The sequence below is a fragment of the Pseudomonas sp. MB-090624 genome (assembly GCF_003205245.1).
GTDB lineage: Bacteria > Pseudomonadota > Gammaproteobacteria > Pseudomonadales > Pseudomonadaceae > Aquipseudomonas > Aquipseudomonas juntendi.
This window is the reverse complement of sequence record NZ_QJRK01000049.1, coordinates 1-23,299: the sequence shown is the minus strand read 5'-3', so window position 1 is coordinate 23,299 and position 23,299 is coordinate 1. Positions and strand designations below refer to the sequence as shown.

General features: G+C 63.3%; 19 protein-coding genes, 1 tRNA gene and 2 pseudogenes. 9 read left to right on the top strand and 13 right to left on the bottom strand.

Features of this window, described 5'->3' with window-relative positions; translation table 11 throughout:
* Window positions 1-80: 80 nt before the first annotated feature.
* From DMX12_RS23400 to DMX12_RS23385, 4 genes and pseudogenes are all read right to left on the bottom strand, one after another.
* Window positions 81-331, bottom strand: a pseudogene (locus tag DMX12_RS23400) (DUF1653 domain-containing protein).
* A gap of 76 nt (window positions 332-407) precedes the next feature.
* Window positions 408-1,583 (bottom strand): acetyl-CoA C-acyltransferase FadA, encoded by a 1,176-nt coding sequence (fadA, locus tag DMX12_RS23395; protein ID WP_009686276.1) that lies wholly within the window; start codon window positions 1,581-1,583, stop codon window positions 408-410.
* 31 nt (window positions 1,584-1,614) lie between these two features.
* Window positions 1,615-3,762, bottom strand: a complete 2,148-nt coding sequence (gene fadB / locus DMX12_RS23390; protein WP_029887012.1) for a fatty acid oxidation complex subunit alpha FadB — start codon at window positions 3,760-3,762, stop codon at window positions 1,615-1,617.
* A gap of 777 nt (window positions 3,763-4,539) precedes the next feature.
* Window positions 4,540-4,977, bottom strand: a complete 438-nt coding sequence (locus DMX12_RS23385; protein WP_110679573.1) for a hypothetical protein — start codon at window positions 4,975-4,977, stop codon at window positions 4,540-4,542.
* Window positions 4,978-5,087: 110 nt separating this feature from the next.
* On the opposite strand from DMX12_RS23385, the gene DMX12_RS23380 reads away from it, so the two are divergent.
* Entirely contained in the window at window positions 5,088-5,528 is a 441-nt protein-coding gene (locus tag DMX12_RS23380; RefSeq protein ID WP_009686273.1) for a universal stress protein, read from the top strand.
* A gap of 125 nt (window positions 5,529-5,653) precedes the next feature.
* On the opposite strand, the gene DMX12_RS23375 is transcribed toward DMX12_RS23380, so the two are convergent.
* A complete protein-coding gene (locus tag DMX12_RS23375; protein ID WP_110679572.1) occupies window positions 5,654-7,582 on the bottom strand; it encodes an ATP-binding cassette domain-containing protein in 1,929 nt (642 codons plus the stop codon).
* A gap of 222 nt (window positions 7,583-7,804) precedes the next feature.
* On the opposite strand from DMX12_RS23375, the gene DMX12_RS23370 reads away from it, so the two are divergent.
* A complete protein-coding gene (locus DMX12_RS23370) occupies window positions 7,805-9,730 on the top strand; it encodes a transglycosylase SLT domain-containing protein (protein ID WP_110679571.1) in 1,926 nt (641 codons plus the stop codon).
* Between the two features lie 66 nt (window positions 9,731-9,796).
* Here the strand turns inward: DMX12_RS23370 and DMX12_RS23365 are convergent.
* Both DMX12_RS23365 and DMX12_RS23360 read right to left on the bottom strand, forming a co-directional pair.
* A pseudogene (locus tag DMX12_RS23365) lies at window positions 9,797-10,600 on the bottom strand (MOSC domain-containing protein).
* 55 nt (window positions 10,601-10,655) lie between these two features.
* On the bottom strand, window positions 10,656-11,591 hold the full coding sequence (locus tag DMX12_RS23360; RefSeq protein ID WP_110679570.1) for a chemotaxis protein CheV: 936 nt from the start codon (window positions 11,589-11,591) through the stop codon (window positions 10,656-10,658).
* 326 nt (window positions 11,592-11,917) lie between these two features.
* On the opposite strand from DMX12_RS23360, the gene DMX12_RS23355 reads away from it, so the two are divergent.
* The 3 genes from DMX12_RS23355 to DMX12_RS23345 all read left to right on the top strand — a co-directional run bounded on the left by DMX12_RS23355 (window position 11,918) and on the right by DMX12_RS23345 (window position 14,338).
* The gene (locus tag DMX12_RS23355; protein ID WP_009686268.1) at window positions 11,918-12,427 is read left to right on the top strand and encodes a hypothetical protein; all 510 of its coding nucleotides are present in this window, start codon (window positions 11,918-11,920) and stop codon (window positions 12,425-12,427) included.
* 365 nt (window positions 12,428-12,792) lie between these two features.
* Entirely contained in the window at window positions 12,793-13,689 is an 897-nt protein-coding gene (locus DMX12_RS23350; RefSeq protein WP_110679569.1) for a sensor histidine kinase, read from the top strand.
* A complete protein-coding gene (locus DMX12_RS23345) occupies window positions 13,679-14,338 on the top strand; it encodes a response regulator transcription factor (RefSeq protein ID WP_029887253.1) in 660 nt (219 codons plus the stop codon). The genes DMX12_RS23350 and DMX12_RS23345 overlap by 11 nt, the downstream gene beginning before the upstream one ends.
* Here the strand turns inward: DMX12_RS23345 and yegS are convergent.
* The gene (gene yegS / locus DMX12_RS23340; protein WP_110679568.1) at window positions 14,322-15,209 is read right to left on the bottom strand and encodes a lipid kinase YegS; all 888 of its coding nucleotides are present in this window, start codon (window positions 15,207-15,209) and stop codon (window positions 14,322-14,324) included. The genes DMX12_RS23345 and yegS overlap by 17 nt on opposite strands.
* A 364-nt stretch (window positions 15,210-15,573) precedes the next feature.
* Between yegS and DMX12_RS23335 the strand changes: the two genes are divergently transcribed.
* On the top strand, window positions 15,574-16,818 hold the full coding sequence (locus DMX12_RS23335; RefSeq protein WP_110679567.1) for a glycosyltransferase family 4 protein: 1,245 nt from the start codon (window positions 15,574-15,576) through the stop codon (window positions 16,816-16,818).
* On the opposite strand, the gene glp is transcribed toward DMX12_RS23335, so the two are convergent.
* Window positions 16,807-18,033 (bottom strand): gephyrin-like molybdotransferase Glp, encoded by a 1,227-nt coding sequence (gene glp / locus DMX12_RS23330; RefSeq protein ID WP_110679566.1) that lies wholly within the window; start codon window positions 18,031-18,033, stop codon window positions 16,807-16,809. The two genes, DMX12_RS23335 and glp, sit on opposite strands and share 12 nt — an antisense overlap.
* Window positions 18,017-18,556: a molybdenum cofactor biosynthesis protein B gene (gene moaB, locus DMX12_RS23325; RefSeq protein ID WP_009686260.1), complete on the bottom strand. Its 540-nt coding sequence runs from the start codon at window positions 18,554-18,556 to the stop codon at window positions 18,017-18,019. The genes glp and moaB overlap by 17 nt, the downstream gene beginning before the upstream one ends.
* 186 nt (window positions 18,557-18,742) lie before the next feature.
* Between moaB and DMX12_RS23320 the strand changes: the two genes are divergently transcribed.
* Both DMX12_RS23320 and DMX12_RS23315 read left to right on the top strand, forming a co-directional pair.
* Window positions 18,743-18,964: a YgdI/YgdR family lipoprotein gene (locus DMX12_RS23320; protein WP_009686259.1), complete on the top strand. Its 222-nt coding sequence runs from the start codon at window positions 18,743-18,745 to the stop codon at window positions 18,962-18,964.
* Window positions 18,965-19,044: 80 nt separating this feature from the next.
* A tRNA-Pro gene (locus DMX12_RS23315) sits at window positions 19,045-19,121 on the top strand.
* 108 nt (window positions 19,122-19,229) lie between these two features.
* Here the strand turns inward: DMX12_RS23315 and DMX12_RS23310 are convergent.
* The gene (locus tag DMX12_RS23310) at window positions 19,230-20,993 is read right to left on the bottom strand and encodes an ABC transporter transmembrane domain-containing protein (protein WP_110679565.1); all 1,764 of its coding nucleotides are present in this window, start codon (window positions 20,991-20,993) and stop codon (window positions 19,230-19,232) included.
* 209 nt (window positions 20,994-21,202) lie between these two features.
* On the opposite strand from DMX12_RS23310, the gene DMX12_RS29545 reads away from it, so the two are divergent.
* Complete coding sequence (locus DMX12_RS29545) at window positions 21,203-21,376, top strand: PA1571 family protein (protein WP_009686257.1); 174 nt, start codon at window positions 21,203-21,205, stop codon at window positions 21,374-21,376.
* Window positions 21,377-21,508: 132 nt separating this feature from the next.
* Here the strand turns inward: DMX12_RS29545 and pdxB are convergent, their stop codons facing one another.
* Both pdxB and tusA read right to left on the bottom strand, forming a co-directional pair.
* Window positions 21,509-22,651 (bottom strand): 4-phosphoerythronate dehydrogenase PdxB, encoded by a 1,143-nt coding sequence (pdxB, locus tag DMX12_RS23305; RefSeq protein WP_110679564.1) that lies wholly within the window; start codon window positions 22,649-22,651, stop codon window positions 21,509-21,511.
* A gap of 60 nt (window positions 22,652-22,711) precedes the next feature.
* Window positions 22,712-22,954 (bottom strand): sulfurtransferase TusA, encoded by a 243-nt coding sequence (gene tusA / locus DMX12_RS23300; RefSeq protein ID WP_009686255.1) that lies wholly within the window; start codon window positions 22,952-22,954, stop codon window positions 22,712-22,714.
* Window positions 22,955-23,299 lie beyond the last annotated feature (345 nt).

The window sequence follows — 23,299 nt, the reverse complement described above, 5'->3', positions numbered from 1 at the left end:
TGAAGATGAAAAACGCGTCAGGTGCCGACACGCGGCACCGCTATATATAGTGGCAAAAGTGTGAGGTCAAGTTCGAACGATCATGCGTGCGACTTGCCCAGCAACCCGGGCACCCCTCTTCGGCCTTGACCAAAGCAAAGCGTGGCACCTGCTCGCCGTCAACCTCGACGGACTCCTGGAACATCGAAAGTGGCCTCACCCAGAAGCTGTAGTCACCATACAGGCACTGGTAGAAAACCATCCACTCTTCGCTCTCGGAGTGCCGCGCAACGCTGAAGACACGGTACTCAGGCCCTTTGTAATGCCGGTAGACGCCTGGCTGTATCTGCATGTTGCACACCCTCCTGAATAAAACCTGAAAAAACAAAACCGGGGCACAAGGCCCCGGTTGCTGTCCAGCGGCGCGATCAGACGCGTTCGAAGACAGTGGTGATACCTTGGCCGAGGCCGACGCACATGGTCGCCACCCCGAGGGTACCGCCATTTTGCTTCATGACATTGAGCAGGGTGCCGGAAATACGTGCCCCAGAGCAACCGAACGGGTGCCCCAAAGCGATGGCGCCGCCGTGCAGGTTAACCTTCTCATCCATCTTGTCGAGCACTTTCAAATCTTTCAGCACTGGCAAGGCCTGTGCAGCGAAGGCTTCGTTGAGCTCGATGAAGTCGATGTCTGCCATGGTCAGCCCGGCACGCTTGAGGGCTTTCTGGGTCGATGGCACCGGGCCGTAGCCCATGATCGCCGGGTCCACACCTGCCACCGCCATCGAGCGGATTACCGCCAACGGCTGGATACCCAGGTCCATGGCGCGCTGGCCAGACATGACGATCATGCACGACGCGCCGTCGGTGATCTGCGACGAAGTACCGGCCGTGACCGTGCCCCCTTTAGGGTTGAATGCCGGCTTGAGCGACGCCAGGCCTTCGAGGGTGGTTTCCGGGCGAATGGTTTCGTCGTAATCGAACACCTTCAGGAAGCCGTTCTCGTCGTAGCCCTGCATCGGGATGATTTCATCCTTGAACTTGCCTTCGACCGTAGCCTTGTGGGCCAACTGGTGCGAACGCAAGCCAAACAGGTCCTGCTGCTCACGGGTGATGCCATGCATCTTGCCGAGCATTTCTGCAGTGAGGCCCATCATCCCGGAAGCCTTGGCGGCATGCAAGGACAGGTGCGGGTTAGGGTCCACGCCGTGCATCATGCTGACATGGCCCATGTGCTCCACGCCGCCGACCACGAACACATCGCCGTTGCCGGTCATGATGGCCTGGGCGGCGGTGTGCAGCGCGCTCATCGACGAGCCGCACAGGCGGCTGACGGTTTGCGCAGCGGAAGTGTGCGGGATCTGCGTCATCAGCGAAGCCATGCGGGCGATGTTCCAGCCCTGCTCCAGGGTCTGGTTGACGCAGCCCCAGATCACGTCCTCGACCTCTTTGGGGTCGACCTTGCCGTTGCGCTCCAGCAGCTTGCTGATCAGGTGCGCCGACATGTCTTCGGCGCGGGTGTTGCGGTGCATGCCACCCTTGGAGCGGCCCATCGGCGTGCGACCGAAGTCGACAATCACCACGTCTCTTGGATTCAGGCTCATATCAAATCTCTCGCTCTAGCTCGTTGACCGCTCAGTTGAAGAAGCGCTGGCCATTCTTGGCCATTTCGCGCAGCTTGGCGGTCGGGTGGTACAGCGGCCCCAGGTCGGCATAGCGATCGGCCAGGGCAACGAATTCGGCGACACCGATCGAGTCGATGTAGCGCAGCGCACCACCGCGGAAGGGAGGGAAACCAATGCCGTAGACCAGCCCCATGTCGGCTTCGGCAGCGGTCTCGACGATGCCGTCTTCCAGGCAGCGCACGGTCTCCAGGCACAGCGGCACCATCATCCAGTTGACGATGTCTTCATCGGTGACTTCACGCTGCTCGAACACGATCGGCTTGAGCACGTCGAGCACGGTAGCGTCGAACACTTTCTTCGGCTTGCCACGCTTGTCGGTTTCGTAGGCGTAGAAACCCTTGCCATTCTTCTGCCCCAGGCGGTTGGCCTCGTACAGGGCATCCACCGCCGAGCGGCGCTCGTCCTTCATGCGGTCAGGGAAACCTTCGGCCATCACGTCACGGCCGTGGTGGCCGGTGTCGATGCCTACCACGTCCATCAGGTAGGCCGGGCCCATTGGCCAGCCGAACTTTTCCATGACCTTGTCGATGCGCACGAAGTCGACACCGGCGCTGACCAGCTTGGCAAAGCCGCCGAAGTACGGGAACAGCACGCGGTTGACCAGGAAGCCCGGGCAGTCGTTGACCACGATCGGGTTCTTGCCCATTTTCTTGGCATAGGCCACGGTGGTGGCCACAGCCACTTCACTGGACTTCTCGCCACGGATCACTTCCACCAGTGGCATCATGTGCACCGGGTTGAAGAAGTGCATGCCGACGAAGTTTTCCGGGCGCTTGAGCGCCTTGGCCAGCAGGTTGATGGAGATGGTCGAAGTGTTGGAGGCAAGGATCGCATCGTCCTTGACCTGCCCTTCCACTTCCGCCAGCACCGCCTGTTTGACTTTCGGGTTCTCGACCACGGCCTCGACCACGATGTCGACATTGGCAAAGTCGCCATAGGACAGGGTCGGGCGGATGGCATTGAGCGCCTCGGCCATCTTGGCCGGGGTCAGGCGGCCCTTTTCAACGCGGTTGCCAAGCAGCTTGGAGGCCTCGTTCAAGCCCAGCTGGATGGCTTCCTCGCGGATGTCCTTCATCAGGATCGGGGTGCCCTTGACCGCGGACTGGTAGGCGATGCCGCCACCCATGATACCGGCGCCAAGCACGGCAGCCTGCTTCACGTCGTGGGCAATTTCGTCGTGCGCCTTGGCCTTACGCTTGAGCTCCTGGTCGTTCAGGAACAGGCCGATCAGGCTCTCGGCAACCGAGGTCTTGGCCAGTTTGGCAAACCCGGCCGCTTCGACTTCCAGCGCCTTGTCGCGGCCGAAGTTGGCGGCCTTCTGGATGCTCTTGATGGCTTCGACCGGGGCCGGGTAGTTCGGCCCGGCCTGCCCGGCAACGAAGCCCTTGGCAGTTTCGAACGCCATCATCTGTTCGATGGCGTTGAGCTTGAGTTTTTCCAGCTTGGGTTGGCGTTTGGCCTTGTAGTCGAGCTCGCCGCTGATGGCGCGCTTGATCAGGTCGATGGCGCCAGCCTGCAGCAGCTCGGGCGCAACCACGGCATCGACGGCGCCGACTTTGAGGGCGTCTTCGGCGCGGTTTTCCTTGCCGGCAGCGATCCACTCGATGGCGTTGTCCGAACCGATCAGGCGCGGCAGGCGCACGGTGCCGCCAAAGCCCGGGTAGATGCCCAGCTTGACTTCCGGCAGGCCGATCTTGGCGCTGCTGGACATGACACGGTAATCGGCGGCAAGGCACATTTCCAGGCCGCCACCCAGGGCGATGCCATTGATGGCCGCGACGGTCGGCACTTCGAGGTCTTCGAAGGCGTTGAAGATGCGGTTGGCTTCCAGGTTGCCGGCGACCAGTTCGGCTTCGGGCAGCTTGAAGTTGTCGACGAACTCGGTGATGTCGGCGCCGACGATGAACACGTCCTTGCCACTGCTGACGATGACGCCCTTGACCGAGGCGTCGGCCTGGATGGCGCCTACGGCCTCGCGCAGCTCGTTCAGGGTCAGGCGGTTGAACTTGTTGACGGACTCACCCTTGAGGTCGAACTTGAGCTCGACGATGCCACTTTCAAGAGCCTTAACCGTGATGGCTTTACCTTCGTAAATCATCAACTGATCTCCACGATATGGAAGCTGAACTGTACACGCCGATCGCTGCAGCGGAAGCAGGCCTAGCTGCCCCGCCCAGGCACACCCGTCAGCGCGCTAGTCGGAAGTATGGCTTGGCGTGGTGACATACAAACGCTCAATTCATACGCCCGTTTGATTTGGGTGTGCACACATTCTCCGAAAAGATCTGCGTTGTCAAATGCTCACGAGCACGAAGAAAACGCGACTTTCCGGTCATTTTGTAGCGTGCGCGCAGCAAACCATGATGACAGTGATCACCGGTCATTCATGCCAGCGATCGACCCCCGCGATTGCACAGGCGCTGCACATTTTCGCTTGCGCGCCGAGCGGGTATGGCTACACTGCCACTTGCGTGAATGAATACCCGGCCTGCCTGGCCTTTTCTGCGAAAGCAGAACGCAAAGCGGCGACTTGGCACCCCACCCCTTCAGGGGTATGCCAAGCCGCCGCTTTGTCGTTGTAGGAGCGGCATTGTGTCTTGAGAGGGGATTAGACCTGGTCATTCACCGCTCCTACAGGTGAATCGCGCAGGCTTTTCAAAATTTGAGAAAGACAGTTGCTCCTGCTAGTACGGCGGCAACTCCAAGCCAGCGCAGCCCCCCTGTGGGAGCGGGCATGCCCGCGAACACCGGCAAAGCCGGTGCCAGACACCGCGTCGCCTGCTTCGCGGGCTTGCCCGCTCCCACAATGAATCGCGCAGGCTTTTCAAATTTTGAGAAAGAGAGTTGCCCCTAAAGGGATCGTGTTTAGCTGAACTCAGGCGAGGGTTTCGAGGACGTAGGCAACATCCCGCAATACAGCCATATCGCCCCGTTCAGTCCAGTACAACGCGATCATCCGGGCATCGGCCTCTACCTTGTAAACGCTCGCCGGCAAGCGCGCCAGCGCCTCCACGTGACGCGGGTCTTCGCAGGGTTCGCGGTACTGGTTCCACCACACCCCCGGGCTGACCTGCCAGTAGCTGAAGCTGTTCTGGTGCCCACGGCGGCGCGCCCGGTGGTACTGCGGGCAAGGACTTGGCGGCTCCTTCTCCAGCCAGTGCGGCCACTGCTGCGGCGCCAGCTGCATGGCCAACCCCATACGTCGGGCCTCCAAGCGCAGCTTCATCTGCTCGCTCTGCTTGCGCGAACTGCGCAACCAGGAAAACGGGCTGAGAATCAGCGCAAGGATTGACACCACCAGCAATACCGTCATATCAGTAGATTCCATAAAGCGTTGCAAATGAGCTGGTTAGCCATTTTTCACGGAAGACCCGCCCGAAAGCGACCATACTTCCTTTATCGCGATTGTCAGGAGTACTGCTCATGCCCTACGAACATTTGTTGGTCGCGGTCGACCTGACCGAAGAATGCGACCCGGTAATCAAGCGCGCCATGGCCTTGGCTGCCCCATCGAACGCCAAGGTATCGCTGGTGCATATCGTCGAGCCAATGGCCATGGCATTTGGCGGCGATGTGCCGATGGACCTGTCGCAACTGCAACAACAGCAGTTCGACCAGGCCAAAGAGCGCATGGACCGGTTGTTCAACAAGTACCCGGACATTAATCGGGGCGACTCGCACCTGACCTACGGCCAACCTCGCCAGGAAATTCACCAGCTTGCCAAGGAACAACACTGCGACCTGATCGTGGTCGGCAGCCATGGCCGCCACGGCCTGGCGTTGCTGTTGGGTTCCACGGCCAATGACGTGCTGCACGGTGCGCCATGTGACGTGCTGGCGGTACGCTTGCAGAAGAAAGACTGATCCGACCTGGTCCGGCCCTATCGCCGGCAAGCCAGCTCCCACAGAGGCACCATGGATTTCAAGCCTTATGGTGTCCCTGTGGGAGCTGGCTTGCCGGCGATAGGGCCGGACCAGGCTAACAACTATCAGCCTTCCAGCTCAGCCCAGCGCTCTACCAGTACATCCAGCTCACCCTGCAGCTTCTCGATCCTGGCCAGCACCGCCGAAGTTTCCGCAATCGGCCGCTGATAGAAGCCCACCGCATTCACTTCTTCCTGGGCTTCAGCCATGCGCTGCTCCAGCGCGTCGATCTGCCCCGGCAGCATCTCCAGCTCACGCTGCAGCTTGTAGCTGAGCTTTTTCTTCGATGCCTCCTCCACCACCGGCGCAGCAACAGGCGCAGGCTTGGCCTCGACCTTCTCCACCACCGCGCTGTTGAGGGCCGACTTGCCGCCCTTGCTCTCGGTCACGCCCAGCAGCTTCGGCGAGCCGCCCTGGCGAATCCAGTCCTCATAACCCCCTACATACTCGCGCACCTTGCCCTCGCCTTCGAACACCAGGGTGCTGGTGACGACGTTGTCGAGGAAGGCCCGGTCGTGGCTGACGATCAGCACGGTGCCCTTGTAGTTGGACAGCACCTCTTCGAGCAGTTCGAGGGTTTCCACGTCCAGGTCGTTGGTCGGTTCGTCGAGCACCAGCAGGTTGGCCGGCTTGCTGAACAGCTTGGCCAGCAGCAGCCGGGCACGCTCACCCCCCGACAGCGCCTTGACCGGCGTGCGCGCACGCTGGGGGCTGAACAGGAAGTCGCCCAGGTAACTGAGCACATGGCGGTTCTGCCCATCGATCTCGATGAAGTCACGGCCTTCGGCGAGGTTGTCGATCACCGTCTTTTCCAGCTCGAGCTGGTGGCGCATCTGGTCGAAATAGGCCACTTCCAGCTTGGTGCCGCGCTCGACCTTGCCTGAAGTGGGCTCCAGGTCACCGAGCATCAACTTCAGCAAGGTGGTCTTGCCGGTACCGTTGGCACCCAGCAGGCCGATACGGTCTTCGCGCTGCAGGACCATGGAGAAGTCCTTGACCAGCATCGGCCCTTCGGGATGATGGAAACTCACGTTTTCCAGCACCATGACCTGCTTGCCGGACTTTTCCGCCGCCTCGATCTGGATATTGGCCTTGCCCTGGCGTTCGCGGCGCTCGCCACGCTCTACCCGCAGGGCCTTCAAGGCACGCACGCGACCTTCGTTGCGGGTACGGCGGGCCTTGATGCCCTGGCGAATCCACACTTCTTCCTGGGCCAGGCGCTTGTCGAACAGCGCGTTGGCGGTTTCTTCGGCGGCCAGTGCGGCCTCCTTGTGCACCAGGAAGCTGGCGTAGTCGCCGTTCCAGTCGATCAGGCCGCCACGGTCCAGTTCAAGGATGCGGGTGGCCAGGTTCTGCAGGAACGACCGGTCGTGGGTAATGAACAGCACCGCGCCGTTGAAGCCGCGCAGGGCCTCTTCGAGCCAGGCAATGGCGCCGATGTCCAGGTGGTTGGTCGGCTCGTCGAGCAGCAGCAGGTCGGGCTCCGACACCAGCGCCTGGGCCAGCAGCACACGGCGGCGCCAGCCACCGGACAGCTCGGCCAGGGTCTTGTCGGCAGGCAGTTGCAGGCGGCTGAGGGTGCTTTCCACCACCTGCTGCAGGCGCCAGCCGTCGCGGGCTTCCAGTTCGTGCTGAACATGCATGAGCTTTTCCAGGTCATCGTCGCCCTGGATGTTCATGCTCAGGTGGTGGAACTGCGCCAGCAGTTCACCCACGCCGTCGAGGCCGGCCGCGACCACGTCGAACACCGTGCGCTCATCGGCCACCGGCAGTTCCTGCGGCAGTTCGCCGATCTTCAGGCCCGGCGCACGCCAGATTTCCCCGTCGTCGCCCTTTTGCTCGCCCTTGACCAGGCGCAGCATGCTCGACTTGCCGGTGCCGTTGCGGCCGATGATGCACACCCGCTCGCCACGAGCGATCTGCCAGGACACTTTGTCCAGCAGCGGCATGGCGCCGAATGCGAGGGACACATCGCTGAATTTGAGCAGGGTCATGTTGGTCTCCATAAATCGGGCGCGCATTCTACCTGAGTTGGGCCCCCGACGGCAGCTGCCAGGCCAATCGATGCACCCGTGGCGACATCCGGTCGACGTTAATATGCCGATACAAGCACAGTGCTTTCACCTGCTGCCGGCAAACGGCTAAGCTAAGGCAATAGCTACCAACAGTGCTGGCTCCGCCGTCACTTCCCCATGGTTCAACTGCCCGGACGTATCATGCGCAGCCGCCTGTTACAAATTGCTTCCTGCCTGCTGCTAACCGCTGCCACCAGCGCGGCACAGGCCACCGACCTCACCCTCCAGCGCCAGTACTACGACGAGGCCAAACGCGCGCTGGCCAAAGGCGACAAAGGCCCCTACCTGCGCTATGCCCAGGCCCTGAGCGACTACCCGCTGACCCCTTACCTGGCCTACGACGAGCTCACCGCCCGCCTGAAAAGCGCCAGCAACCAGGAAATCGAGGCGTTCCTCGCCAAGCATGGCGACCTGCCCCAGGCCAACTGGATGAAGCTGCGCTGGTTGCGCTGGCTGGCCGAACGCGGTGAGTGGGACACCTTCGTCAAGTACTACGACCCCAAGCTCAACTTCACCGAGCTCGATTGCCTCAACGGCCAGTACCAGCTCAGCCATGGCCTGCGCGCCGAAGGCAACGCCACCGCCGAAAAGCTGTGGAACGTGGGCAAGTCGCAACCTGCCGCGTGCGACACACTGTTCGGCATGTGGGCCGCTGAAGGCCAGCTCACCGAGAGCAAGCGCTGGCAGCGCACCAAGCTGGCAGCCCAGGCGCGCAATTACAGCCTGGCCAACAGCCTGGTCAACGGCCTGACCACCCTCGGCGCACAAGGCCGGCTGCTGGTCGACGTGGCACAGAAGCCTGAGCTGCTAAACCAGCCATCACGCTTTGCCCCGGCCAACGAGGCGATGGCCGATGTGGTCAGCCTGGGCCTGCGCCGCCTGGCGCGCCAGGACCCGGAGCGGGCCATGGCGCTGCTGGACGACTACGCCCAGCGCATGCATTTTTCCCGCGACGAAAAGGTGGCCATCGCCCGCGAAATCGGCCTGACCCTGGCCCGCCGCTACGACCCGCGTGCGCTCGACCTGATGACCCGCTACGACCCTGAGCTGCGCGACAACACCGTCAGTGAATGGCGCCTGCGCCTGCTGCTGCGCCTGGGCCGCTGGGAAGACGCCTACGAGCTGACCCGGCGCCTGCCTCAGGACCTGGCCAGCAGCAGCCGCTGGAAGTACTGGCAAGCGCGCAGCCTGGAGCTGGCACAGCCGAACAACCCACAGATCCCTCTACTGTACAAGACCGTGGCGCGCGAGCGTGACTTCTATGGTTTCCTCGCCGCCGACCGGGCCAAGACACCGTACCAGCTGAACAACAAACCCCTGTTGCTGAGCCCGCAACTGGTGAAGAAAGTACGCAATACACCCGGCATCCAGCGGGCGCTGGAATTCCATGCCCGCGGCCAGATCGTCGAAGGCCGCCGCGAGTGGTACCACGTCAGCCGGCACTTCAACCGCGATGAAATGGTGGCGCAGGCGCGCCTGGGTTATGAATTACGCTGGTACTTCCCGGCCATCCGCACCATCAGCCAGGCCCAGTACTGGGACGACCTGGACATCCGCTTCCCGATGGCCCACCGCGACACCCTGGTGCGCGAAGCCAATGTGCGCGGCCTGCATTCGAGCTGGGTATTCGCCATTACCCGCCAGGAAAGCGCGTTCATGGAAGACGCACGCTCCCCGGTCGGCGCCAGCGGCCTGATGCAACTGATGCCGGCTACCGCCAAGGAAACGGCCCGCAAGTTCAGCATTCCGCTTGCCTCACCGGCACAAGTGCTCAACCCGGACAAGAACATCCAGCTGGGCGCCGCCTACCTGAGCCAGGTGCACAGCCAGTTCAACGGCAACCGGGTCCTGGCCTCGGCAGCCTACAATGCCGGGCCCGGGCGCGTGCGCCAGTGGCTGAGGGGCGCCAAGCACCTGAGTTTCGATGTGTGGGTGGAGTCGATCCCGTTCGACGAAACCCGCCAATACGTGCAGAACGTGCTGTCGTATTCGGTGATCTACGGGCAGAAACTGAATGCACCGCAGCCGCTGGTGGATTGGCATGAGCGGTATTTCGATGACATGTAAGGTTCGCTGAGCCCTTGCCGGCCTGTTCACGGGCAAACCTGTGAACAGGCCGGTGCCAGCACACAGCTATTCCAGGATTTCCACGCCCATCCCGACCTCAAGCCACCCGCTGCCATCCACCGCCAGGTTCTGCCCGAACAGGATATCGCCTTCCTTTTCGCGGAAGGTCCTGAGCGTGGCCATCGGTTCACGGTCTTCACTGCGCTCGCCGGTGGCGGGGTCGATAGTGGTAAAGATGCACCTCACACTCGGTTTGAGCACCCGGAATTCGAGGGTGCCAATGCGGATCCGCTACCAGCCATCCTCGGCGAAAGGCTCGGCGCCCTGCACTACCAGGTTCGGCCGAAAACGCAGCATCTCCATGGGCCGCCCCACGCGGCGGTCAAGCTCGTCCAGCGAGCCCTGGCCGATCAGCAACAAGGGGAAACCATCCGGAAAAGCCGCGCGATCGCTGTTGAAGCCATAACCGTTGGGCAAATAACGGGCACGCTGCTCCGGGCAATGCACCAGGCGCACAGCCTTGCCCAGCCACTCGCTCAGCCAGGCCGCCGCGCCATCGCCGGCGTCTGGCACGCGCAAGGTATCGCGCCAGATCGTCACGCCACGCAGGCCCTCATCGGCAGGTGGCACTGCCACCCTCAGCGAGGCGCGCCCAGGCGCCTGCAACAGCAGCTGGCCGCAGCCGTCATCGTGCGCCGCGATCTGGCCAAGGCGTGGCCAGGCACGTTGGGTCAGGAAGCGTCCGTTTTCTGCCTCGACCACCATCCAGCGCCGGTCACCCTGCAGGCCCAGCAGCCCCACCGGCGAAGCGCGCAGGCTCTGCGCCTGGCACGACTTCACCGGGTATCGGTACAACTCACTCAGAAACATCCCTGCCGCCTCGCGTCTTGGCAAATGCCAAGCTTATACCGGGCAGGCGTGGCGATCACGCGGTGGCCGTATCCAGCAGCAGGCGCTGCTTGACCACGTCGACCAGGCGATCGGGCTGGAACTTGGAAAGGAAGTTGTCGCAACCCACTTTCTTGACCATGGATTCATTGAAACTGCCCGACAGCGATGTGTGCAGCACCACATAGAGTTGGCGCAGCCGCGCATCGCCACGAATCTCGGTGGTCAGGCGGTAACCGTCCATTTCCGGCATTTCGGCGTCGGTGAACACCATCAGCAGCTTTTCACACACGTCCTCGCCGGCATCGGCCCAACCCTTGAGCATGCGCAGTGCCTTCAGGCCATCACTGGCCACATGCAGTTTCATGCCCAACTGGGACAAGGTGTCGCGCAACTGCGCCAGGGCCACACTGGAGTCGTCCACCAGCAGCACCTCGCGGCCTCGCGCCCGTGCCAGCACGGGGTCGGCCAGTTTGTCGCCGGAAACCCGGGCGTTGTAAGGCACGATTTCAGCCAGCACCTTTTCCACGTCGATGACCTCGACCAGTTGCTCATCGACCTTGGTGATGGCAGTCAGGTAATGCTGGCGCCCGGCGCTGGACGGCGGCGGCATGATCGACTCCCAGTTCATGTTGACGATGCGGTCGACCCCTCCTACCAGGAAAGCCTGCACCGAGCGGTTGTATTCGGTGACGATGATGGTGCTGTCGGGCGTGGGTTGCAGCGGGCGCATGCCAATGGCCTGGGACAGGTCGATCACCGGCAACGTCTGCCCACGCAGGTTGACCACACCGCAGACGAACGCATGACGCTGGGGCATCAGGGTGAGCTTGGGCAGTTGCAGCACTTCCTGGACCTTGAACACGTTGATCGCGAACAATTGGCGGCCCGCCAGGCGGAACATCAGGATTTCCAGGCGGTTCTCACCTACCAGTTGCGTGCGTTGGTCTACCGTGTCGAGAATGCCAGCCATTGGAAAGCCCCCAGGCTTGAGTCGAAAAAGGTGAATTGATCTACCCTGTATCGGCGGCTTCCCGCACACCTTGACCCTTGCGGGAAAATGCCGACCCGGCAATTGATATCACTTTACCATCATGCTTTACTGCCGGCACCCCGCTCGAATTCGGCAGCCCGCATCAGGGAAACCCCTAGGGGCAGTCAGGTGAAACCTGATATTCGCGATATCCTTTAGCCATTAATGTGACGCCATTCTCATTGCATGAATGGAGTCAGGCTTTTGCTAGCTATCGTTGCGGCGTGCCCGTCACCTGCGCCTACCCCACGCGCGGGGACCTGATCATGGACACTGCCTTAGCGTTCGATAACGCACTGCAGGGCTTCCTGCTGGATGCCCAGGTACTGCTGACCCAGGCCCAGGAATGCCTGCAGCATCTGGAATTGATCGACAACGATCCAGACGCCTGCCGCTGCCTGGACAGCACCTTGGCCAGCCTCGCCGGGCAGGCCACCCGCCTGGGCGCGCGCGAAGTTGCCCATTACGCCACCGCGCTTCATCAGTTGCTGGCCCCGGCCTGCTACAGCGGCTGCCTGCAGCCAGAGGCATTGCCTGCGATCGAGGCGTGCCTGACCCTGCTGGCCTGGCAACTGGAGTTGCTCGACAGCCGAACCGGGCGGTTGAACCTGGATATCGGCGAGCAACTGGTGCTGCTGGGCGAGCTGGCCAAGGTCGTGCAGCAACCCCTTGCCCCTGCTTGCGCGTCTTGCGATGAAGCAGGCAAAACGTGCGATCACCCGCATGATGTCATGCGCTCCGGCAGCCATGGCAGCCGGTCGTACCGCGCGCATTAACCTGACCAGAAGTGCAACTAACTACATGCACTCAAGCCCTGCGCTGGTCGAACTTGCAAAGTTCGCAAAGTTTCAGGAAGGCCAAGTTGAATCATTACCGCCTTAGTTGCAGCGCGGGTGCGAGCAGCGGGATCCGCGGGTGGCACTTTGCTACCCGGCACCGCCCTGCCAACAAGCGTTTCGGAGCGTCACCCAGCCGCGACCGACACCGTACGAAGTGGTAATATGCGCCCCCACAAACACTTGCAATCACAAAAAAGTTTGCACATCAGGTGCTCGACCAAACAGCGGAAGTACTGCGCCAAAGCCTCTGACCCGCATTGTGCAAGGCCTCTATCAGCAATACTTCAGTGGCTTCCCTATTTATGCTCCCACGCTTGAAATTCTACATGCGTAGCTGCTGCCGCGTTGCCCTGCTGCGCTGGCTGACGGTCGGGCTGTGTGTGGCCTCGCTGGTCACCAACCTGATGCTGTACCTGGCCAACCTGGCTATCCCGGCTGGCCTGCTGCTTTTGCAGTTGGCCGCAACGCTGGCCGCCACCCTGCAGTTGGGGTTGGGGGCGAGGTCGATCAGCCTGCGGCCGGCTGAACTGGCCGAGCGCATGCTGAAGGTGCAGGAAGACGAGCGGCAACACCTGAGCCGGGAGTTGCACGACGACATTGGCCAATTGCTGACTGCCGCCAAACTGCAACTGCAGTGGCTGAAACGGCGCATGCCGGCCGAGTTGCAGGGCCACTGCGATGCGCTGCACAGCACCCTGGATGACACCCTGGGCACGGTACGCAACGTGTCGAGCCTGCTCAATCCCAGGCAATTGGCGAGTCTTGGGTTGGAAGCCAGCTTGCGCGCGCACTTGGTCCGCACGCTGGGCAGCAGCAGCGTACACTGGAGCCTGGCGTGCAACCAACGTCTGGGCGGCATTGACGATGCAGTGGCCATGGCAGTGTTCCGCATCACCCAGGAAGCAGTCACCAACATGCTGCGCCATGCCCAGGCACGCAACCTGGTTGTGCGCCTGCAACGCACCCCTGCCGGGCTGGCGTTGTCGATTCACGACGATGGCCGCGGCTTCGTCCCCGCCCGGCACCCGGCCGAGGCCGGCCAGCGCGGCCTGGCCGGCATGCAGGAGCGGGTAACGCCCTTGCAGGGCAGCCTGCAGATCACCAGCCAGCCTGGCCAGGGTACACGGATAGAAGCGATGTTCCCGTGGCCACCGCGCACCCAGCAACGCGCCAGGAGTACTGTTGCCCATGACCTGTAGATTGCTGCTGGTCGACGACCACTCGCTGATCCGCGCCGGCGTACGTGCGCTGGTTTGCGACATTCCCGGCTACAGCGTGGTCGGTGAGGCCGACGATGGCAGCCAGTTGCTTGAGCAGGTGCGCGCACTGGCGCCGGACATCGTCCTGCTGGACATTTCCATGCGCTCGACCAGCGGCCTGGACGCCCTGACCCAATTGCGGGCCTGCGGCAGCACCTGCAAGGTGCTGATCCTGTCGATGCACACCGATCCGGACCTGATCATGCGTGCCCTGGAAAGCGGTGCCCACGGTTACTTGCTCAAGGACACCAGTGCCACCGAGCTGGAGCAGGCCCTGGAGGCAGTACGCCACGGCGAGCGTTACCTGAGCCCGGCCATTGCCCACACCGTCATCAACCAGGCGCTGCAGCGCAACAGGCCGGGCGCACAGGGCGGCAGCGACCGGCACAACCTCACGGCGCGCCAACTGGAGATCCTGCGCCTGATCGTGCGAGGCAAGTCGACCCGGGAAATTGCCACTGGCCTTGGCCTGTCGATCAAGACCGTGGAAACCCACCGCTCGCAAATCATGAAGCGCCTGCAAATTCATGACGTGGCTGGCCTGGTACTGTTTGCCGTGCGCGAAAAGATCATCAGCCTAGACGACTGAGCAGCGGCGACCCGGCAGGCAGGTGCAGGCGCAACGCTGCGGGCCGGGCTTCGAAACGCAAATTGGTAGTCTGCAAGGGCTCGCCATCGAGGTTGAGGTCCAGGCCCTGGGCGCTCTTGATCTCGACCCAGGGCAACCTGGCACGGACGAACAGGCCATCACCGGCCAGCAGGTCACGCAACGTGCCCAGCATTTCCTGTGGGGCAGGCAACACGGCGATATCGAGCAAGCCATCATCGACTACCGCATCCGGGCACAGCTCCTGCCCGCCTCCCGCCTGGCGGCCATTGCCGATGCCCAGTGCCAGCAGGTCCCCTTGCCAGTGGAAATCCGGCCCTTGCAGCTCGACCGAAGCCGCCTGCAGTTCGCTGAAGCGTGTGAGGCCGGTGAACAGATAGGCCGCGGCGCCCAGGACCTTCTTCAGGTCTTCGGACGTATTGGCCGTGACCTGGCTACCGAACCCGCCGGTGGCCATGTTGAGGAACAGCTGGTCGCCGGCCTGGCCCAGGTCTATGGGCTGTGCCGCCACGTTCAACAAGGCCAGCGCAGCGGCAGGCTCCAGCGGAATGCCGGCAGCCTTGGCAAAATCGTTGGCGGTGCCCAACGGCAGCAATACCAGGCTGGCATCGGTCCCGGCCTGCCCCATGGCCTCGGCCACATCGCGCAGGGTCCCGTCGCCGCCACCGGCGACAATGTGGCTGTAACCTGCCGCCAGCGCCTCGGTCACCAGGCGCTGGGCATCGCCCGCCTCCCAGGTGACCCGCACATCCAGCACCCAGCCACTGTCGCGCATGTCGTGCACGGCATCGCGCAGTTCGTCGTTCATCGCCTGCTTGCCGTGCAGGACCAGCATTGCCTTGCGCGCTTGCATAGGCGCATCTCCCTGAGGTTGACCAACCCTATCTCGACCACGGGCACGCGTGGATCGTTGCATGCCGCGTTCAAAAACAGCCAGCGGCGTGTCGCGCGTGGCAGGCGGTGTTCCCTGCAGCAGCGCCGGCTCGGCTAGTAGTGAAGATAATGGCATTTTTTCCACAGCCGACAATGCCCGGCTATGCTGAGTCGAGACACTTTTGACAGGTTTTTGACCCTACAAGCGAATGAGCACAGGCGAGTCAGCATTTTGACTGTGAAATGCCCTGACTTGCCCGCCACGGACGCACCTCCCGGCCCTCTCCTGCAACCGGCCGACAGGTGCGTCTTGCCCTCTGCAGCCGTCAGCGAGGACCACGGTCATGCGTATTCTCTGGACACTGCCTTACCTGCCTTGGCCGACCACCAGTGGCTGCAAGACTCGCCAATACCACCTGATCCGGGCACTGGCCCAGCGCGGCCACCGCATCACCTTGTTGGTGCAATCGAAGATACCCCTCAGCGACGCCGCACGCGAGGCACTGGAACCGTACCTCGAACGGCTGATAGTCCTGCCGCGCAGGCCGCTGCATAGCCCGCTGAACCTGCTGGCATCGCCGATCATCGACTACCCCATGCGGGCGATCATCAACGGCCTTTGCGCAGCGTTGCGGCACCGCTTCGAGCAGTTGCTGGAGGAACCTTGGGACGTGATCCAGATCGAGCACAGCTATAGCTTCCAGCCGTTCGAGAAGGCCCTGCAGGCCCGCGGCCTGCCCTTCATGCTCAGCGAACACAACCTGGAGTCGGTTACCGGCAGCGCCTGCCATGACCGCCTGCCGTTATGGCTACGCCCGCTCAATGCCTTCGACCGCTGGCGCTACCGGCGCTGGGAACAGCGCGTGCTGGGCCAGCCCACCGAGCTGGTAGCCGTCAGCGCTCACGACGCCGAGCTGATCGGGCAGATCAGTAGGCGCCCGGTGAATGTGGTGGTCAATGGCGTGGAATGTGATTTCTACCAGCAGGTGCAGCCGGCGCTGCACAGCCAGCGCCTGCTGTTTGTCGGCAATTTTGAATACGGCGCCAACCTGGAAGCCATCGAGTGGGCGCTGGAAGACATCATGCCGCAGGTGTGGCTGAGCAACCCGGCCGTGCGCCTGGCGATTGCCGGGCATGCAATGCCGGCCAGCTGGAAGCTGCACTGGAATGACCCGCGGATCGAATGGCTCGGCTATCGCCCCGATCTGCGTGAGCTGCAAAGCCGCTCAGCCCTGTTTTTTGCGCCGCTGCGCTATACCGGTGGCTCGAAGGTGAAAATCCTTGAAGCAATGGCTGCCGGCTTGCCGGTCATCAGTACCGGCAAGGGCGTTTCCGGGCTGGCGGTGAACAACGGCGAGCATTACCTGGGCAGCGATGACAGTGATCAACTGGCCCTGCTGATCACCCAGTTGCTCAACCAGCCCTGGCGCATGAGCCAGTTGAGCGCGGCCGGGCGCCAGTTCGCCCGCCAGCGCCACGACTGGAGCGTGGCGGCTCATCAACTGGAAACCGTGCACATGCGCCTGACCCAGGCAGCACCGGTGCCAGGGCCGCTGGCCGATGCCTGGCTGGGGCGTTCAGCCAAGTAGTTCGCTGAAGGGAATGAATGGCACGCTGTCACCCGTTTTCGGCGTGCTGCCTTCGCGCACCTCCACCAGCCCGTCGGCCCAGGCTGCGCTGCGCAGCACACCCGAACTCTGGTTCTTGTAGATGCGCACCTGGCCGTCCTCGATGCGCGCACGCAAGTATTCGCGGCGGCTACCGGGTTTGGGCCAGTCAAACCCCGCCGGCATGTCGAAGCGCAGCGGCATGACATTGCCCACCCCTTGGCGCCGCAGCAGGTAGGGCCGGGTCAGCAGGCCAAAGGTGACCAGGGTCGAGGCCGGATTACCCGGCAGGCCGATCACCGGCACGCCCTGGTAATGGCCGAAGGTCAGCGGTTTGCCCGGCTTGATCGCCAGCTTCCACAGCGCCAACTCGCCCGCTTCGCGCAGTGCGGCCCCCAGGTAATCGGCCTCGCCCACCGACACGCCGCCAGTGGACAGGATCAGGTCGACGTGGCCCAGCCCGGCCAGGCAGGCGCGGGTCTGCGCCAGGTCATCCGGCAGGATGCCGGCATCGACCACCTCGCACCCCAGGCGCTGCAACCAACTGACCAGTAGCCGACGATTGCTGTTGTAGATTTGCCCGGGCCCCAACGGCAGCCCGGGCTCGACCAGTTCGTCGCCGGTGGACAGCACCGCCACTTTGACCTTGCGTACCACCTCGAGCCGGGCGTGGCCCAGGGTCGCCGCCAGACCCAGTTCGATCGGCCCCAGGCGCGTGCCGGCGTTCATCACCTGCTCGCCCTTGCGGGTTTCCTGGCCCTGCGGGCGAATGTTCTGCCCGGCGTGCAGCGCCTCGACGAAACGTACCTGGCCATCCTCCAGCACCTGGGTGTTTTCCTGCATCTCGACGCAATCGGCACCTGCCGGCACCGGGGCGCCGGTAAAGATCCGGGCACAGGTGCCCGGCTGCAGAGGCTGTGGCGCATGGCCGGCGAAGATGCGCTGGCTGACGGGCAACGGCTGGCCCTGCCAGTCGGCCAGGCGCAGGGCGTAGCCGTCCATGGCACTGTTCGGCCAGGGCGGCAGGTCGAGCGAGGCCACCAGGTCGGTCGCCAGTACCCTGCCCTCCGCCTCGGCCAGGGGCAGGTTTTCAGTCTCCTGAATCGGTGCCGCCTCGGCCAATGCCAGCAATTGTTCCAGGGCTTGCTCTACCGGCATCAGCGGCCGTGGCTGACTGACCTCAGCCACGGCTGTCACAGGCCATTGCCTGCTTCAGGTGCGGGACAAAGTTGCATGGCCGATGGCGGGCGTCGAGTTGCTCGGCAAGAATGCCGTCCCAACCGGTGCGCACGGCATTGGTCGAGCCCGGCAGGCAGCACACCAGGGTGCCATTGGCCAGGCCGGCCAAGGCCCGCGACTGCACCGTGGACGTACCGATATCCGGCACGGAGATCTGCCGGAACAACTCGCCAAAGCCATCGACCTGCTTGTCCAGCAGACAGGCCACCGCCTCCGGCGTGCTGTCGCGGCCGGTAAAGCCAGTGCCGCCGGTAATCAGCACCACCTGCACGCGTTCGTCGGCGATCCAGGTGGCAACCTGTGCGCGGATCTTGTACAGGTCGTCCTTGAGCAATACCCGCTCTGCCAGGTGATGGCCGGCCTCGCTCAACCGGTCGACGAACATCTGGCCAGAGGTATCGGTGTCGGGCGTGCGGGTGTCGCTAACGGTGAGCACCGCGATATTCAGCGGCACAAAGGGGGTATCTGCCTTGGCTTTCATGGGGGTCCGTCACAACAGGATAGGTTGGCCGCAGTTATATCACAGCGCACTTTTACCGGGTTGCGCCCAACAAACTTGCCCTGGATCAACCGCGCAGATTTATCGCTATGATGCACTTGCAGTGAACTTGCACTAAAGTCCTGCGTCATAAATGTCATCTAGCACCATCGCACTTGGAGAACCACGATGATCAAACGGACCCTACCCGCCTTCCTGCTCGCTTTGGGCCTGGGCACCCTTGCCGGCTGCTCCACCCCAACCGTTATCACCCTGAACGATGGCCGAGAAATCCAGGCGACGGATAAACCGTCCTACGACGAAGACTCCGGCTTCTACGAATTCGAGCAGCTGGACGGCAAGCGCACCCGCCTGAACAAAGACCAGATCCGCACCGTGAAAGAGCTGTAACCGCGCCGCGTTTTCAGCAAACCCCCTTTGCACAACAGGGGCTTGCGAGCAAAAACACGATGCAGTAGGATTTTGTTCATCGGAGTGTAGCGCAGCCAGGTAGCGCGTCTCGTTCGGGACGAGAAGGCCGCAGGTTCGAATCCTGTCTCTCCGACCAGATCCTCCAGAAGCCCGCTGATGCGGGCTTTTTTGTGCCTGGAAACTGCCACCAACGGTGGCGTTGAAAGCCGATAGCCACCCCTGCACTGCCCCCGTCACCCCTGTGTCAGGCACTGGTGAACTGCAAGGCCGCCAGCCGGGCATACAGCGGGCTTTGCTCGATCAATTGGCGATGAGTGCCCACCGCCACCAAGCGCCCCTGGTCGATGACCGCGATGCGCTCGGCGTGCTGGACCGTGGCCAGCCGATGGGCGATGACCAGCGTGGTACGCCCGGCCATCAGGCGGGGCAGTGCTTGCTGGATCAGGTGTTCGCTTTGCGCGTCGAGGGCGCTGGTGGCTTCGTCCAGCAACAGGATCGGCGCGTCCACCAGTAGCGCCCGGGCAATCGCCAGGCGCTGGCGCTGGCCGCCGGAAAGCCCGATGCCACCCTCCCCCAGCGGTGTCTGGTAGCCCTGAGGTAACTGCCGAATGAATTCATCGGCATGGGCGCCGCGGGCTGCGGCTTCGACCTCGGCCTGGCTCGCCTCGGGGCGGCCATAGCGGATATTGGCTTCCACCGTGCCACGGAACAGCGAAGGGTTCTGTGCAACCAGGGCAAACTGCCGTCGCAGCTGGTCAGGGTCGAATTCTGTCAGCGGCTGGCCGTCGAGCAGGATGCGCCCTTGCTGGGGGTCGTAAAACCGTAGCAACAGATCGAACAAGGTCGACTTGCCGGCCCCTGATGGGCCGACCAGGGCCACGGTCTGGCCAGGCTCGATGACCAGGCTCAGGCCAGCTACCGCTGCCACGGTGGGCCGTGACGGGTAGGCGAACACCAGTTCCTGCAACTCGATGTGCCCGCGGGCCCTCTGCCCCGGCAGGCCCGAGGCGGCACAGCCCGGCAGGATTGCGCTGCGTGCGGCCAGCAGTTCGGCGATGCGCTCGCCAGCACCGGCAGCGCGCTGCAGTTCGCCGATCACTTCACTGAGGGTGCCGAAGGCGCTGCCGACGATCAGGCTGTAGAACACGAAGGCGGCCAGTTCGCCGGCGGATATGCGCCCGGCGATCACATCCATGCCGCCCACCCACAGCATCACCCCAACCGCCCCCAGCACCAAGACGATCACCAGAGTGATCAGCCAGGCCCGCTGGGCAATGCGCTTGCGCGCCACGGTGAATGCCGCCTCGACCGTGTCGGCAAAAAGTGCGCGGTCATGTGCCTGATGGTTGTAGGCCTGCACAGTCTTGATCTGCCCCAGCGTCTCGGCCACGTAGCTGCCTACATCGGCGACCCGGTCCTGGCTCTGCCGCGACAGCCTGCGTACGCGGCGACCAAACAGCAGGATGGGCGCCAACACCAGCGGCAGGGTCACCACCACGATGCTGGTGAGCTTGGGGTTGGTAATGAACAGCAGCACCACACCGCCCAGCACCATCAATGCATTGCGCAGGAACATCGACAGCGACGAACCGATGACCGATTGCAGCAGCGTGGTGTCTGCTGTCAGCCGCGACTGGATCTCGGCGCTGCGGTTATCCTCGAAAAAGCCGGGGTGCAGGCCGATCAGGTGGTTGAACACGGCCCGCCGCATGTCGGCCACGCAGCGCTCGCCAATCCAGGACACCAGGTAGAAACGGCTGAACGTACCCACCGCCAGGGCCAATACCAGCAGCAGGAACAGCCCGATGGTCTGGTTGAGCTGGTGCGCGGAACGGGTCATGAAACCCTGGTCGACCAGCAGCCGGATGCCTTGGCCCATCGACAAGGTGATGCCCGCAGTGACCACCAGTGCCAGCAAGGCCAGCAGAACCTGCCGGCGATAGGGGCGAACGAACTGCCAGGCCAGGCGCAATGCCCGGCGTGGTTGCGGGGAAACCGATTCGGACATGGCGACGATCACTATGTGTGGCGAAGGCCCAGACTACCACTCATCAGGGCTGGGGAACGCGGGCAGGTGGCTATAGCCTATCGATCTAACCAGGGTATGGAGCTTTGCCAGCGTTTCTGTTGGACTGGTATTGCCGTGACGAGCCTGTCGTCACAGGCCAGTCACGGTGCAGGACTACCCTGAGTGTTCACCTGATGAGGAGACCATGCATGAGCTTGCAGCCTACCAGCGACAACCAGCAGCCCCGGCCGAACCAGCAACCCCAGGTATGCGGTTCGATCATTGATGCCCAGGGGCGCGAAGTACCCATCACCGAGCAGATGATCCAGCAGGCTTGCAAGGCCCTGGAACAGAGCCGGGTCGAGCGCGTGCGCAAAGGTTGAGCGGCGAATTTTTTGCAACCCGGCGCCTGCGCCGGGTTTTTATTTGCCCTGAGTTCTGCACTGGCCTCATGCGGCCAGGCCCGGCTGGGCGCTCTCATCCGGGCGAATGCCCGTGCAGCGGCCGGCACGCCGTCAGACCAATACGCCACCCAGCGCACTGACCAGTTGCGCCAACTGCGGCGCCTCGCCCCGCAGGCGCACCGCCAGCCCCTCGATTTCGCGTCGCGCTGGGTACTGCTTGCGCAACTGGTCGAACGCGGCACGCTGTTGTTGTGGGTCGGCGCTCAGGCTGCGGCGGAAGTCGGCATCGTCACGGCGCGGGTCGTACACGGCGCGGCACAGGGTGGCCAGGGCCCAGGCCGGGTCGGCGCTGGCATCCAGCTCGATTTGCGCCAGCGGCGGGCGCGGCAGCAGGTCGGCCAGTTGAACCTGCTCATCCACCCCGAGGAAGCGGCACAGGGCCTGGTAGATCTGCGCGGTGCCACGCTGGCGGCCGTCGAGGCTGTAACCGGCAATATGCGGTGACGCCAGGGTACACAGGTCGGCCAGTTGCAGGTCGACTTGCGGCTCGCCTTCCCATACATCCAGCACGGCATGGATGTCGTCGCGCTGCAGCAGCAGCTCGCGCAGGGCGGCGTTGTCCACCACCGGCCCACGGCTGGCGTTGACCAGCCAGGCACCCGGGCGCAATTGTGCCAATTGCGCCTGGCCCAGCAAGTGCCAGGTGGGGTAGCCGCCGCTACGCTGCAACGGGGTATGCAGGCTGATCACATCACACTGCTGGACAATGGTTTCCAGGCTGACGTAGTCACCGCCTTCAGCGGCCTCGCGCAGCGGGTCGCACACCAGCACCTTCCAGCCCAGGCCGCGCAGCACACGTACCAGCCGCCCCCCGACCTCACCTGCACCGACCACGCCGTAGACCCGTTCGGGCAGCGCAACGCCATCCAGTTCGGCCAGGGTCAGCAGGCTGCCCAGCACGTAATCGACCACGCCGCGGGCATTGCAGCCTGGCGCGCTGCTCCAGCGAATGCCGGCTTCGGCGAAATAGTCCAGGTCGAGGTGATCGGTACCGATGGTGCAGGTACCGACGAAGCGTACCCGGCTGCCTTCGAGCAATGTGCGGTCAACCTTGGTCACCGAGCGTACCAGCAGGATATCGGCGTCCTTGACGCTGGCGGCATCGAGGCTTCGGCCGGGGTAGCGGCGAATTTCCCCGAAGCCTTGGAAGAAGGCATCGAGCAGCGGGATGTTTTCGTCGGCAACTATCAGCATGGCGCTCTCCTGTCTGGGGAGCGCAGTGTAGGCGCATCGCCGGGTGGGTTGCACAGGGTTTCAGTCGGCTTTTTTGCGAATCCAGTAAAGGAAGGTGCCGGCGTCTTCCTGCTGTTGCACGAGTTCGTGGCCGAGGAAGTTGCAGAACTTGGGAATGTCGCGGCGGGTGGACGGGTCGGTGGCGATGACCTTGAGCAGGCCGCCGGCGGCCAGGTTGCGTACGTGCTGGTGCAGCATCATCACCGGCTCCGGGCAGTTCAGGCCGGTGGCATCGAGGATGGCGTCGGGGGTGAAATCGGTCATGGGGGGCTCCGAAAATGATCGCTATTGTCGCGCATCACGCGGCGGGGTCCAAGCGCGGCTTTGCAGGCCATACGTCCGGACGGGCGTTGCCAAGGCCCTTTGCGCCCCTACGGCGGGTCAGAGGCTTCGCGCCGCCTACCACCCCCCCGCACGGCTTCTGATCTGGCTGTTGATCTTGATCTTGATCTTGATCTTCGCGACTTCAGGAGGCCGAGCGAAGGGCATGCGGAGGGAGGTGACGGGCATGGATGCCCGTCAAGCGCTGAGGCCCCAGGGATGGGGCCTGCAGCGCGTACTCCCGGGAGCATGCCCGTAGCGAGGGAACCCCGGAGCGCAGCGCAGGGG

What these genes read in the sequence shown, in the direction of transcription:
- DMX12_RS23335 (WP_110679567.1), top strand. Translation starts at nt 15,574, where the DNA reads ATGCGTATTCTCTGGACACTGCCTTACCTGCCTTGGCCGACCACCAGT.
- DMX12_RS23375 (WP_110679572.1), bottom strand. Translation starts at nt 7,582, where the DNA reads ATGACCCTGCTCAAATTCAGCGATGTGTCCCTCGCATTCGGCGCCATG.
- DMX12_RS23385 (WP_110679573.1), bottom strand. Translation starts at nt 4,977, where the DNA reads ATGACGGTATTGCTGGTGGTGTCAATCCTTGCGCTGATTCTCAGCCCG.
- pdxB (WP_110679564.1), bottom strand. Translation starts at nt 22,651, where the DNA reads ATGCTGATAGTTGCCGACGAAAACATCCCGCTGCTCGATGCCTTCTTC.
- DMX12_RS23350 (WP_110679569.1), top strand. Translation starts at nt 12,793, where the DNA reads ATGCTCCCACGCTTGAAATTCTACATGCGTAGCTGCTGCCGCGTTGCC.
- tusA (WP_009686255.1), bottom strand. Translation starts at nt 22,954, where the DNA reads ATGACCGATTTCACCCCCGACGCCATCCTCGATGCCACCGGCCTGAAC.
- DMX12_RS23370 (WP_110679571.1), top strand. Translation starts at nt 7,805, where the DNA reads ATGCGCAGCCGCCTGTTACAAATTGCTTCCTGCCTGCTGCTAACCGCT.
- DMX12_RS23355 (WP_009686268.1), top strand. Translation starts at nt 11,918, where the DNA reads ATGGACACTGCCTTAGCGTTCGATAACGCACTGCAGGGCTTCCTGCTG.
- fadB (WP_029887012.1), bottom strand. Translation starts at nt 3,762, where the DNA reads ATGATTTACGAAGGTAAAGCCATCACGGTTAAGGCTCTTGAAAGTGGC.
- DMX12_RS23360 (WP_110679570.1), bottom strand. Translation starts at nt 11,591, where the DNA reads ATGGCTGGCATTCTCGACACGGTAGACCAACGCACGCAACTGGTAGGT.
- DMX12_RS29545 (WP_009686257.1), top strand. Translation starts at nt 21,203, where the DNA reads ATGAGCTTGCAGCCTACCAGCGACAACCAGCAGCCCCGGCCGAACCAG.
- DMX12_RS23320 (WP_009686259.1), top strand. Translation starts at nt 18,743, where the DNA reads ATGATCAAACGGACCCTACCCGCCTTCCTGCTCGCTTTGGGCCTGGGC.
- fadA (WP_009686276.1), bottom strand. Translation starts at nt 1,583, where the DNA reads ATGAGCCTGAATCCAAGAGACGTGGTGATTGTCGACTTCGGTCGCACG.
- DMX12_RS23380 (WP_009686273.1), top strand. Translation starts at nt 5,088, where the DNA reads ATGCCCTACGAACATTTGTTGGTCGCGGTCGACCTGACCGAAGAATGC.
- DMX12_RS23345 (WP_029887253.1), top strand. Translation starts at nt 13,679, where the DNA reads ATGACCTGTAGATTGCTGCTGGTCGACGACCACTCGCTGATCCGCGCC.
- DMX12_RS23310 (WP_110679565.1), bottom strand. Translation starts at nt 20,993, where the DNA reads ATGTCCGAATCGGTTTCCCCGCAACCACGCCGGGCATTGCGCCTGGCC.
- yegS (WP_110679568.1), bottom strand. Translation starts at nt 15,209, where the DNA reads ATGCAAGCGCGCAAGGCAATGCTGGTCCTGCACGGCAAGCAGGCGATG.
- moaB (WP_009686260.1), bottom strand. Translation starts at nt 18,556, where the DNA reads ATGAAAGCCAAGGCAGATACCCCCTTTGTGCCGCTGAATATCGCGGTG.